The organism is Enterococcus caccae ATCC BAA-1240, assembly GCF_000407145.1.
Lineage (GTDB): Bacteria > Bacillota > Bacilli > Lactobacillales > Enterococcaceae > Enterococcus_L > Enterococcus_L caccae.
Map to the genome: position 1 here is coordinate 95,536 of NZ_KE136472.1, position 12,625 is coordinate 108,160.

General features: G+C 35.0%; 8 protein-coding genes. All 8 read left to right on the forward strand.

Annotation, left to right across the window (positions count from 1 at the left end):
* Positions 1-184 precede the first annotated feature (184 nt).
* The 8 genes from I580_RS00445 to I580_RS00480 all read left to right on the forward strand — a co-directional run bounded on the left by I580_RS00445 (position 185) and on the right by I580_RS00480 (position 12,242).
* Entirely contained in the window at positions 185-952 is a 768-nt protein-coding gene (locus I580_RS00445) for an ABC transporter ATP-binding protein (RefSeq protein WP_010773293.1), read from the forward strand.
* Positions 942-3,029 carry an ABC transporter permease gene (locus I580_RS00450; RefSeq protein ID WP_010773292.1) on the forward strand — a complete coding sequence of 696 codons (2,088 nt, stop codon included), beginning with the start codon at positions 942-944 and terminating at the stop codon, positions 3,027-3,029. Before I580_RS00445 ends, I580_RS00450 begins: the two co-directional genes overlap by 11 nt.
* Before the next feature lie 273 nt (positions 3,030-3,302).
* Positions 3,303-3,452, forward strand: coding sequence for a teichoic acid D-Ala incorporation-associated protein DltX (locus I580_RS00455; protein WP_010773291.1), 150 nt, complete (start codon positions 3,303-3,305; stop codon positions 3,450-3,452).
* A 14-nt stretch (positions 3,453-3,466) separates the two neighbouring features.
* Complete coding sequence (gene dltA, locus I580_RS00460; RefSeq protein ID WP_010773290.1) at positions 3,467-4,981, forward strand: D-alanine--poly(phosphoribitol) ligase subunit DltA; 1,515 nt, start codon at positions 3,467-3,469, stop codon at positions 4,979-4,981.
* On the forward strand, positions 4,978-6,183 hold the full coding sequence (gene dltB, locus I580_RS00465; RefSeq protein WP_010773289.1) for a D-alanyl-lipoteichoic acid biosynthesis protein DltB: 1,206 nt from the start codon (positions 4,978-4,980) through the stop codon (positions 6,181-6,183). The genes dltA and dltB overlap by 4 nt, the downstream gene beginning before the upstream one ends.
* Positions 6,184-6,252: 69 nt before the next feature.
* Entirely contained in the window at positions 6,253-6,489 is a 237-nt protein-coding gene (gene dltC, locus I580_RS00470) for a D-alanine--poly(phosphoribitol) ligase subunit DltC (RefSeq protein WP_010773288.1), read from the forward strand.
* Positions 6,489-7,757, forward strand: a complete 1,269-nt coding sequence (gene dltD, locus I580_RS00475; protein ID WP_010773287.1) for a D-alanyl-lipoteichoic acid biosynthesis protein DltD — start codon at positions 6,489-6,491, stop codon at positions 7,755-7,757. The genes dltC and dltD overlap by 1 nt, the downstream gene beginning before the upstream one ends.
* A 147-nt stretch (positions 7,758-7,904) precedes the next feature.
* Positions 7,905-12,242: a SpaA isopeptide-forming pilin-related protein gene (locus I580_RS00480; protein ID WP_010773286.1), complete on the forward strand. Its 4,338-nt coding sequence runs from the start codon at positions 7,905-7,907 to the stop codon at positions 12,240-12,242.
* The last annotated feature ends 383 nt before the right edge of the window (positions 12,243-12,625 follow it).

The window sequence follows — 12,625 nt, forward strand, 5'->3', positions numbered from 1 at the left end:
GGAATGAAATAATAGTGAAAACAACTCCCTAAAAGGTTTGTGGAAAGTGTCACAACATTTCGACAGAGAAAAATAAATGATTGATGAATCTTTTATTATTATTACTTAATTGTAAGAGGAAACGATGTTCAGTTGCGCAAAATATTGGTAAAATAAGGACAATGAAAAAACTGGAGCGAAATCTATGAAAAAAATTTTAGAAGTAAACCATTTAAGTAAGTCGTACGGTTATCGAAGTAACAAAGTACAAGTTTTGAACAATATTTCTTTTTCTGTGGATCAAGGAGAGTTCGTTGGAATTATGGGACCAAGTGGTGCCGGCAAATCTACGTTACTCAATACGATTTCTACTATTTCTTTGCCTACAACTGGGACTGTTCGAATTGATGGACAAGATATATTAAAGATGCGAGATGGTCAAATTAGTGATTTTCGGCGTAAAAAACTAGGCTTCATTTTTCAAAATTTTAATTTGATGGAGACGTTAAATGTAAAAGATAATATCTTATTACCATTGGCTGTAGATCGTATGGCTTTAGCTGAGATGGAACAGCGATTGTCGCATGTTGCAGATATTCTAGGAATCGACCAATTGCTAAATAGTTTTCCTAATGCGATTTCAGTTGGACAAAAACAGAGAGTAGCAGCAGCTCGTGCGCTGATCACTAAGCCTAAAATTATTTTTGCAGATGAACCGACAGGATCGTTGGACTCTAAATCAGCTGCAGAATTACTTCAGTATATGACAAACATGAATTTGCAAGATGACGCTACGATTATGATGGTTACACATGATCCTTATACTGCAAGTTACTGTAATCGGATTTTGTTTATCAAAGATGGTGTCTTTTTTTCTGAGGTAGTACGCCAGGGATCTAGAAAAGATTTTTTTAACCGTGTGATCGATATGCAGGCAACAATTGGCGGAGGTGGTCGAGCAAATGATTTTTAATTTGTCTTGGAAAAATTTTAAAGGACAATTTCTTAATTATCTTGTTTATTTTGTAAGCATGACCTTTGCTGTAGTTGTTTATTATTGTTTTAGTGCGATTACATATAATCGCAATTTGGCAAACAGAGTGGGTCAGGAGATCCATATTGATAGTGCGATGAATTTGGGTGGGATTTTAGTGGTGATCATGATTTTAGGTTTCATGTTTGCTGCAAACCACTTCTTCTTGTTGAAAAGAGGAAAGGAAATTGGCTTGTACCACTTAATTGGTATGCGCAAAGAACAGATATCGTTTTTATTTTTTGTAGAAACATTGATTTTAGGGGCAGTTTCATTAGTCAGCGGTCTTATTTTAGGGGTCATTTTTTCCAAATTGTTTTCAATGATCTTGGCTAAAGCAATGTTTTTACAAGTGGAAAGTTTGTTTTATGCTTCAATTCCATCTATGGTACAAACAGGAATCGTTTTTGTTTTTATGTTAGTTGCAGTCTCACTAAGAAGTAGTTGGTTGATTTATCGCTATCAAGTATCAGACATGCTTAGTAAAACTAAAAAAAGAGACTTTCAATCAAATCAAATGTCTATTCTAAATAGTTGCCTAGGGGTTTTAGGGATTATTTTTATCTTGATTGGCTATATTTTGTCTTATAATGTGATTCGTTTTGGCACTTTTTTAATGAAGACAGCTTTTGGATTTTCTGGTTTTTTAATCGCACCATTAATAATTATGGTTATCTGTATGGTGGGAACCTATTTATTTTTTAAATATACGATGAACTTAGTGGTGTATTTGTTTGGAAAAGACAAATTTAACTATTATCGGAATTTAAATATGTTGGCATTAGGCAATACTAAACTCTATGTTAAACGAAGTGGAAATATATTATCGTTTGTCACCATTTTTATTGCAGTTGCTTTAGGAATGATCGGTGGAGCTGCATCTTTTTACACAATCGGGATGAATTCAGTGAATATTACTGCACCAACAGATTTTATTGTCGCTGAAGATGATTATGAGAAATTAACACAAGTAATTGAAAATAAAACGGATACAAATTTAGATTCCCTCATCAAATTGAATTATAAGTTGACGGGTAGCCGATTTCATCTTAAAATTGGACAGGAAGCTGAGGAATATAATACAAGTCCAATAAATCTATTATCACTTTCAAATTATCGAGAATTTCAAAAAATAAATCCTTATTTAAAGAAAATTGAGTTACATAATAAAAAAGATATCGTTATTTTGGATAGTATTCAAAATATTTTAGGTGGTTTTATTCGCTATGGCTCTGATTTTACGCTGTTGGATGGAGTAAAACTTCATGTTTCAGATGTGCGACCAGATTTTTTGGGGCAAAATTTATTAAGGTATAGCTTTCCGACAGTCGTTGTGTCTGATGAGCAATTTGATGAGATAGATTCAGGTGTCAACTATACATTGAGTGCATTTAATGTGCAAGCAAAAGATAAAGAAGCATTGACCAATAAGTTATCTGAAGAGGTAAAACCTAAATGGATTGCTCCTGTATACTATAAATATCAGTGGATTGACAATCAGTTAGTCGGTTACACATCCAAAACTAGCCAGAAGCCGGAAAATGAGCGTTCTGAAGAGTATTCAGAGGATAGTGAGCAGGAATATTGGCAATTGAATTACACCAATCGTTTTTCGGAACTAAGATATATTAGAAGAGCGATGGGATTGTTTATCTATGTCGCGATGTTTTTAGGGGTGTTAGCATTAATTATTACGGGGAGTATCTTGATGTTACAGCAGTTTTCAGAAGCTGAAAAAGAGAAAGAAAGCTATGATTTATTAAAAAAAATCGGTATTCCTAAAAAAGAAATTACGAAACTTGTTTATCAGCAAAACAGCATCATCTTTTTCCCACCGATGATCATTGGTGTTCTGCATGCAACGTTTGCGATTTATGTGTTTAGTAAATTCATTTCAAGCTCTGGTTATTGGTTGGCTTATCTGTCATGTGGGCTATTGATTTTGATTTATTTGTCTTATTACTTTTTGACATCAGCAATTTATTCCCGTATTATCCACGGAAAACATCAACAATAACTTAATTATTTTTAAATTTTTTTTAAATAATTAAATGTAGTTCTAAAAATGAATAAAATAGAAACATAACGTTAAAACAGTTAGTTCTTATACTTAAATGAGGGGGGAACAAAACCTTTATCCTTTTGTTCTGCCTTCTTTTTGTTGGAAGTGACAAAACTGTTAGTGGTAAAGAAGACTTTATTTGCGAATTTAGTTTCTTTTCTTAGCCGTTTTTATTACAATAGCAGTACCAAAATACGAATAGTGGAAACTTTGGAGGCTTGAAATAGAATGAAATCATTTTTTAATCAACCTAATGTGCAATATTGGGGGAAATTTATTGGAAGAACCGTGTTTTATTTCGGGATTCTTCTGATGTTGATCTACTTGTATCATTACAAAAATATTAATGGCGGTACATTTATTTACAATGAGTTTTAGGAGGGAAGTACTTCATGACGATTTTAAATATTATTGAAGCAATCGATCGTTGGGGGATGAAGGAGCCAAACCGTCCTGTTTATATTGAAGCCAATCGAACGTATACTTATGGAGAGTTGAAAAAAGACTCAGATGCAATTGCTGCTTATTTGCAAAAAAACATAGGGCGTAATCGCCCAGTCGTAGTTTATGGCGAATTAGAATTTGAAATGCTGACTTGCTTTTTAGGCGCATCTAAAGCAGGAAACGCTTATATACCAATCGAGGCACATACACCGAAAGAACGAGTTGAAATGATTTTAGAAGTCGCTGATCCGGCAATGGTTTTCGCTGTTAAAGAGTGGCCTGATATTAAAACTGCGGCTAAAATTGTTTCATTAGACCAACTAGGAAACATCTGTGTTGATGTAGAAGCTACAAGCTCTTTAGAACCAGTTGTTGGCTCTGAAACCTACTATATTATTTTTACCTCTGGAACAACTGGTGTACCAAAAGGTGTTCAAATCAGTCATGACAATCTTTTAAGTTTTGTTAATTGGGAATTGTCAGACTTTGGAATCACTGAAGGTATGCGCTTTTTATCTCAAGCACCGTATTCATTTGACTTATCAGTGATGGATCTATATCCTGCTTTGGCTTCAGGTGGCTCTTTAACACCGATGGCAAAGGAAGTTATCAATGATTTTAAACAACTATTTACATTGTTACCAACTCTGGCGATCGAAGTCTGGGTGTCAACGCCGTCGTTTATGGATATTTGTTTGATGGAGCCGACATTTGATGGTGAGCATGTTGACAGCTTGAAGGTTTTTCTATTTTGTGGAGAAGAATTACCTAAAGCTACTGCACAGAAACTGCTAGATCGTTTTCCGAAAGCGCGTATTTTTAATACATATGGGCCGACAGAAGCAACGGTGGCCATTTCTGGGGTGGAAATTACGCAAGAGCTATTGGATGAGTATAGTCGTGTACCAATCGGTCGTGTTAAAAAGGATACAGCTGTTTACATTATGAATAATGACCAAGAAGTTTCAGCTGGCGAGGTTGGCGAGATCGTAATTGCGGGACCAAGTGTTTCCAAAGGGTATCTTCATAATCCGGAAAAAACAGCGGCCGCCTTTTTTGAATATAAAGGCTTGTCAGCCTATCGAACAGGGGATGCTGGTAAATTGATCAATGATATGTTGATCTATGATGGCCGCATTGATTTTCAGGTAAAACTCCATGGCTATCGAATCGAATTAGAAGATATCGATCATCATTTAGCGAGTGTTTCTTATGTTAAGCAAGCGGCTGTCGTACCGAAATATCAACATCACAAGGTTCAACAGTTAGTAGCTTTTGTTGTGGCGAATCCTCATGAGTTCGAAAAAGAATTTAAATTGACGAAAGCAATCAAAGAAGAGCTGAGTTTATCAGTGATGGATTATATGATTCCACAAAAATTCATTTATGTGGAACAATTACCATTGACAGCGAATGGAAAGATTGACCGTAAAGGGTTAATGAATGAGGTGAACGCAACGTGATCGATTTTCCCCACATGATTCCTTATGCGAATCCGATTTATTTTATTTACCTACTGATTGCCCTTTTACCAATGATCCTTACATTATTGATCAAGGGAAAACGTTGGGCATGGTATCAGGTTTTAGTGACAGTTTTGTTCTTGTATATGAGCTTTGGTGGTGAAGATTGGAAACAGGGAGTAGCTTTGATTGGCTATGTTATCTGGCAGACGATTCTAGTTTGGTTTTATTTTCACTATCGCCAAAAGAAAAATGCAAGTTTAGTTTTTTATCTAGCTGTATTTTTAGCGATCTTACCATTAGTTTTAGTTAAAGTAGTTCCATTTGTTTCTGGACATGCATCCTTGTTAGGGTTTTTAGGTATCTCTTATCTAACATTTAAATCTGTGCAGATCATTATGGAAATGCGTGATGGTTCGATTAAAGAATATAATATCTTGCGCTATATCGAATTTCTACTATTCTTTCCAACGATTTCATCTGGACCAATTGATCGTTATCGTCGTTTTGAAAAAGATGTTGAAAATCCTCCAACACCTGAGAAATATGTTGATTTTTTAGGAAAAGGAATCCATAATTTTTTCTTAGGTTTTCTCTATAAATTTATTATTGGCTACTATTTTGGTCAAGTGTTGATGCCTGTTGTGGCGAAGATGGCTATGAAAACTGGCGGATTTTCGTGGGAACTTGTTGCATATATGTATATTTATAGTATGTATCTATTTTTTGATTTTGCAGGCTATAGTTTGTTTGCTGTAGGAACTAGCTATTTGATGGGATATGATACACCTGTTAACTTTAATAAACCTTTCTTAAGTTGGAATATCAAAGAGTTTTGGAATCGTTGGCATATGACACTGTCTTTTTGGTTCCGTGATTATATTTACATGCGTTTGATGTTTACCTTGATCAAGAAAAAAGTCTTTAAGAGTCGAATCGTTGCATCAAATGTTGGCTACTTTGCGTTATTCTTATTGATGGGAGTCTGGCATGGATTAACCTGGTATTATATAGCTTATGGATTTTATCATGCTGCTTTGATTTGTTTGACGGATGCTTGGCTGCGTTTTAAGAAAAAAAATAAAGAAAAAATTCCATCTAATAAGTTTACCCATGCTTTTGCAGTTTTCTTAACTTTTAATGCAGTTTGTTTTAGTTTCTTGATTTTTTCAGGATTTTTAGATACATTGTTCTTTAAATAAAAAATGTTTATTGATTAAAAACAAAATAATCCGCAGCTGAAAGCTGTATAAAATAGAGGAGAATGCCCCATGAACTTAGAAGAAACAGTTTTAGATATTTTAGAAGAAATCGCAGGTACCGATGAAGTAAAAGAAAATAGAGATGTCGATTTATTTGAAGAAGGCTTAATGGACTCATTAGCGACAGTTCAGTTACTAGTGGAACTTGAAGGTCAACTTAATGTCCAAGTACCTGTTTCAGAATTTGACCGCGATTTATGGAACACCCCAAATAAAGTTATCGAACAAGTGAAAGCACTACAATAATGAGTATGAAAAAAAAAATCTTTGCAATTTTTGGGCCAATCTTGATTTCTGCGGTTCTACTTGTCGCATTTTTCTTTGCACCATTTAAGATGGATTTAGATAGCAAACGTGTTTTGGAAGACGCTTCTACATCTATGGCAACAAATGTGTTAAGAGGAAATGCAATCAAGAATAAAGCGATTGGCTCAAAGGAGTATGTTCCATTTTTTGGTTCTTCTGAACTGAGTCGGATCAGTCCTTTTCATCCAACTGTTCTGTCAGATAAATATAATCGCAATTACCGCCCATTTTTATTAGGCGCACCAGGGACTCAATCATTGACACAAGCATTGATGATGCAGTCAATGGGGACCAATCTTGCACATAAAAAAGTAATCTTCATCATTTCACCACAATGGTTTGTTAAAGACGGAGTAACGAATGATTATTTCAACGCTTATTACTCTGAGTTACAAACCTATCAATGGGTCAGTGATTTAGAAAAAATAACAGATGCAGATCGGTATCTTGCTGAACGCTTACTGGATTTTCCTAAAGTAAAGGAAGATAAACGCTTAGATCGTGCGCTAAAAGCCATTATTTCAGGAGAACTACCAAGTTCATCGGATAAGCAATACATCAACTTAATGCTGAATATGTTTTCTCGTGAAGATGAATTGTTTGGTAAAATCGGGATGGTAAGTAAAGATAAAGCAATTAAGAAAGCAGAAAAACGTTTACCTGATACTTATAATGCGAAGGAATTGGATCAATTAGCTGCTGAAATCGGTCAAAAATCGACAAATAATAATGCATTTGAGATATCAAATCAATTTTATAACAAACGAGTGAAAAAGAAACTGAAAACTTTAGAAAATTCACAGAAAGATTGGGATTATCGTTTTTCTCCTGAATTTTCTGATCTACAATTAGTTCTTAGTCAATTGGCGCAAGATAACGCAGAAGTTCTGTTTATTATTCCGCCAGTAAATAAACATTGGACAGATTTTACAGGATTGTCACAAGAGATGCTACAAGGCTTTGCTAAAAAAGTAAAATACCAATTAACAAGCCAAGGATTCACTAATATTGCGGATTTTACCAAAGAATGTGACACTCAGTATTTTATGGCTGATACAATCCATTTAGGGTGGCGAGGATGGCTAGCTGTGGATCAACGAATTCAACCCTTTCTTGAAACAAGTTCACCGAAGACACCAAAGTATCAACTTGACAGGTCCTTTTATTCTAGAGAGTGGCAACAAAAAATACCAAATGATCTTAAATAAAAAAAAGCATAATTGTTTTCAAACAATTATGCTTTTTATTTTATATTTATATTAAAAAATATTGTAATTTTCTGTATCATAATTAAATTTATATGGTAAAATAATAACAGTTATATGTTTTTTTAATAAATAGAAAAGAGGGAAATGATGAAAAGACAGAAATTTTGGATAGTAATGGTGTTACTTTTAATGATTGCTAATTCTTTGATTCCTGTTGTTAGTTTTGCTGAAACATTCTTAACTGAAGAAACGTCTGAGATTTCGACTGATGCGCCAACAAGTGAAACGTTGAACACAGAAACTACTTCAGAAAACTCAGAAAGTGCTGTTATAAATGAGCCTTCTAAAGATGAGCCAGTTGATAAGAAAACGGAAGAATCAGTTATTTCTTCAACGAAAGAAGTATCAGAAAATTTCGTCCAAACAGCCAATAGTGAAGTTAAACTTGAATCAAGACAAGCAAAAGCACAACAAAATGAGAACTTAATAGCTAATGTGACGCTAACAGATCCTAAAGGCGTAGAATACAATACGACGACCAATCGTCCTCAACGACAAGCACCATTAAAGCTGTCACTCCAAGTTGGAACAGATAATCAGACGATTCAGGCTGGGACCTATGAGTATCAACTGCCAGAAGATATTGCAATTTCAAACAATATATCGGGTAAGCTAGAGACGGTAGGGAATTGGACTTTGGATACTTCTGGAAAACTTACCATGGTATTTAATGAAACTGTGGTCAATGGAAAATATCAAATTGAGATTGAAACGAGCTTTATTCCATATAGTGACGATAGTGACTTACTTAAAACGATTACTTTTTCATTAGCGAACAATCAAGAGAAAAAATATGAAGTATTATTCAAACTTTCAGGCGAAGGAAGTATTAGTCTGAAAAAAAATAAAAATTTTAATACTGATATCGTGGCAACTGAGATAAAAACGAATATCAATCGACAAACGATTCAACCAAATCAAGCAATAGTCGTAAGATCAAAGATTACTAAAAATGGATCAAGTGGGATTGAAAATGCTGCAGCCTATGTTACTGTGAAAAATGTGAAAGTGTTTTCGCAAGATGTTTCTATGGGCGGCACCCTAATTGGTGAACCTACTCTGTTAGGAAGTGAAGAGTATACGCTTCAACAAAATAATACTGATTTAACAGTGACTTTAAAGAAAGAAACGAATAAAGCAGTAATCATGACGTATGATTCTATTATTAAAGAAGAATTGATTGCGAATGAGGAATTGTACTCTCTGGGCACAGAAGCAACTGCCTATGGTGCCCTGCTTTCGAACTATGTTTATTTCCAATACAATCACAATCCTCACATGACCAAAAAAGGCGAGTACAATGTAAAAACAAATACGATTGTTTGGACGATCGATTATAATTTGGACAGTACTGAACTAGCACCAGGGACTAAACTTACAGATATTTTAACGGATGAAGTTCCAAATGACCTAACTTTTTCAAATCTAAAAATTTATAATCTTTATGTTTATGGTACTGGCTCGATCAGTTTAGGCGGCCTAGCGCCAAGCAATCATTGGGATACCAGTGGTTTTGGTCAATATACAACAGATTATATCTATACCAATAATCAAAGTCCTGCCTCAACAATGGCTTATCGTTTTGTCTATGAAACGGCTATCCAAAATCCTAGTCCCCGTGAAATAGAAAATAAAGTATCAGATTCACTAGGAAGTGACGATGCCAAGGTCAACCTAGCACCATCTAATATTTCCAAAGTATTGGAAGAAGATTCTTTAGATATGACAGCAGGAACTGTTGATTGGTCGATCATTGTCAATAATAAACACTGGGGTATGCAGTTTAATCAAATGATCGATCAATTTGGTGAACGAGTGAACGAACTTGTTGATGGATCTGAAGATTTTTATTATTACGCTAAAGGAGACGACAAAACCAAACATCCCTTAGTTGCTGGTCAAGACTACACTATTAGTAAAACGAGCTCTGGTTTTACCGTAAATATGTTAGGTGTTCATCAAAATGCTACAACTAATAAATATGTTCTGACCTATACCAGTAAATTTGACAATACAGACATCAAAGTAGGCGACGAATTAAGTAATAAAGTGTCCCTAGCTGGTAATGGAAATATTCCGATGGAAGCTTCTGCCTCATTTAATATTCCAAGCTTTTTGGTGGAAGGTGGCAAGAAAAATGTTAGTTATAATAGCAACGATGGCATTTTGACTTGGACGATTGGGATCAACGAAGAACGACATAAGTATAAAAACCTAATTTTAAATGATGATATTGAGTCTAGCCAAAAATTAGATAAAAACTCTATCGAGATTGTAGAACTAGATAAGATTGTCAATGATAATGGCAATATAACTGTAATGACTGGAGAAAAAATCCAGCCAGGGGATGATCGTTATCCAACTGTTATGGAGATCAAAGACAATCAAATTCATTTAGAATTTTCCGCAATCGGTAATAAAAAAGTAGCGGTAAGATACAAAACAGCACCAAGTACAGCACCAGTTTCTGATTACTATACTAATTTTACGAATATAGCCAAGATTAGTGATGAAGGAAATTATCCCCATGATTTGAAAGCTGAATTAACGGTTGCTTTGGGGATCAATACATTTAAAATAGGCAGAGTGTCTCAAACCGATAATAAGCTTGCCAACTGGAGTATTCGATCAAATGTTATGCCTGCCAACCGACCATATAAACAATTGGTTTTAGAAGATACTTTCACACTGAGTGATTTATCAAAAGCAGAAAATACTAATTTTGTGATTGGAACGGATGCTTTTGTTGTAAGAGATCTGATTACGAATAAAGTGTTAAGTTTAGGCGAAGACTATGATATCACCTTCACTTATGATGAAGATCAAAGCCCGGCAGGTTCTGCTCTTAAAAATTATGATACGAATTATTTTAAGATTACGTTTAAGAAAGAAACTAGAGGGGTTTCTGTCGAATATCAAACTGTTACGACCAAATCGGCGAATGTCAGAAATACTGCAGTTTTCACAAATGATAAAGCGATCAAAGCAGATTGGGCAACGGTCAATCATACCGTAACAAGTGGTTCTGGATCTGGAAAAGGTGTGGGGCAGATTCCGCTGAAAAAAATTGATGGGCATACTAAACAGCCATTAGAAGGTGCGGTTTTTGAGCTGTTTGATAAAGAGAGCCAGCAATCACTAGGCTTAAAGAGAACGTCGGATCAAGACGGAAATGTCGCTTTTCAGTCAGTGGCTGAAGGTGAATATTTAATTAAAGAAATTACAGCACCGGAAGGGTATAAGGTATCTTCAGACTATCAAAAAGGTGTAGTATTATCCACTAAATCAGATGATGACATCAATGATCCCAATTATGTGACGATCGTGGAAAATGAACCAATCATTACCACAGGATCCTTAGAATTAAAGAAAGTCGATCCAAAAGGACAAGCATTAAAAGGTGCAGAATTCATTTTATCTCATAGTGAGCAAGGTCAGACAACATTTTATCAAGAAAATGAACAAGGCGCCCCTAATTGGATAGCCAATCAAGAAGAAGCGAAAGTGTTTACCTCGAATGATGAGGGCTTAATCTTTGTTTCTGAAATGAGTGCTGGAACCTATTCCTTTATAGAGACAAAAGCGCCAGCAGGTTATCAATTAGATTCAAAACCAGTTTCGTTGGAATTAACAAAAGACAAAATAGAGTCTGAAACAAAGGTAACAGGGCGCAAAGAGAATCAATTACTACTAGGATCGCTACGCGTAAACAAAATCGATCTGGAAACAAGGCAAGCACTTAGCGGTGCAGAATTTACACTCGTTTCCCAAGATGATCCAAATAAGAAAATCAGCAAGACCACCAATCAAGATGGGATTGCAGAGTTCAAAGACTTACCACAAGCAACGTATACCCTTGTTGAAACCAAAGCACCTGTTGGCTATCAATTGAAAGAAATTGGGGAAATTATTGAAATTAGTCCAGAGCATTTAAATCGTGAAACAACGATAGAAAATGCGCCTATAGTTGGAGAAATTAAATTCCACCATATAGATACTAACGGCAATGACATTGCGAATGATGATGTCATACAAGGAAAAGTTGGAACGACCCAAAAGGTTCAGCCAAAAGAAATCAAAGGCTATCGTTTCAAAGAAAAACAACAATCAACATCTCGACTAAGAGTTAATTTAGCTCAACTCTTAAGTACAGATGAAGTTATGTTCACTGAGGCACCCCAAACGATTGTTTATGTATATGAACAAGTATCAGTGCCACCGATCATTGATCCAACGATACCAAAAGAAAAAGATGTAACAAAAATTGAAAGTAAGACAACAAAAACAACTTTACTTGCTAAGAAAAAATTACCAAGAACAAATGAGCAAACAGGATATTGGTACAGTGTTTTAGGGAATAGCGTGCTGATTAGTCTGCTAGGTTACTGTGTTATGGATTACTATAGAAAAAAACAACTAGATTAAAACAAACGTTTCTTAAAAGAGGAGAAAGCGATAGAAAATGTCCGCACAAAGGATGTTTCTATCGCTTTCAGTTTAAAAATAGATAAGATATCATTAGTTTTTCCATTGATGAAAAGAAATGATATAATACAATAATGATAATGGCAGAGTTAGAACATTGTTACTGTGTTTTATCTAGCTATGCGGGCTAGCTCTTCGGAAAAAAGATAAAATCTGCCTGTGACAAAAAGCGCCACAAGCATATTTTCCTATTTTTCTGTCAGAGCTTAACGAGCCCGCTACGCTTTTAGTGTTATCTAGCTATGCGGGCTAAACTCTATGAAAAAAGATAAAAGCTATCTGTGACAAAAAGCGTCACAACTATCTTTTCCTATTTTACTACG

Excerpts from the sequence above, each read along its gene's own strand:
- I580_RS00445 (WP_010773293.1), top strand. The coding sequence starts at position 185 with ATGAAAAAAATTTTAGAAGTAAACCATTTAAGTAAGTCGTACGGTTAT.
- dltD (WP_010773287.1), top strand. The coding sequence starts at position 6,489 with ATGAGTATGAAAAAAAAAATCTTTGCAATTTTTGGGCCAATCTTGATT.
- dltC (WP_010773288.1), top strand. The coding sequence starts at position 6,253 with ATGAACTTAGAAGAAACAGTTTTAGATATTTTAGAAGAAATCGCAGGT.
- I580_RS00455 (WP_010773291.1), top strand. The coding sequence starts at position 3,303 with ATGAAATCATTTTTTAATCAACCTAATGTGCAATATTGGGGGAAATTT.
- dltA (WP_010773290.1), top strand. The coding sequence starts at position 3,467 with ATGACGATTTTAAATATTATTGAAGCAATCGATCGTTGGGGGATGAAG.
- I580_RS00480 (WP_010773286.1), top strand. The coding sequence starts at position 7,905 with ATGAAAAGACAGAAATTTTGGATAGTAATGGTGTTACTTTTAATGATT.
- I580_RS00450 (WP_010773292.1), top strand. The coding sequence starts at position 942 with ATGATTTTTAATTTGTCTTGGAAAAATTTTAAAGGACAATTTCTTAAT.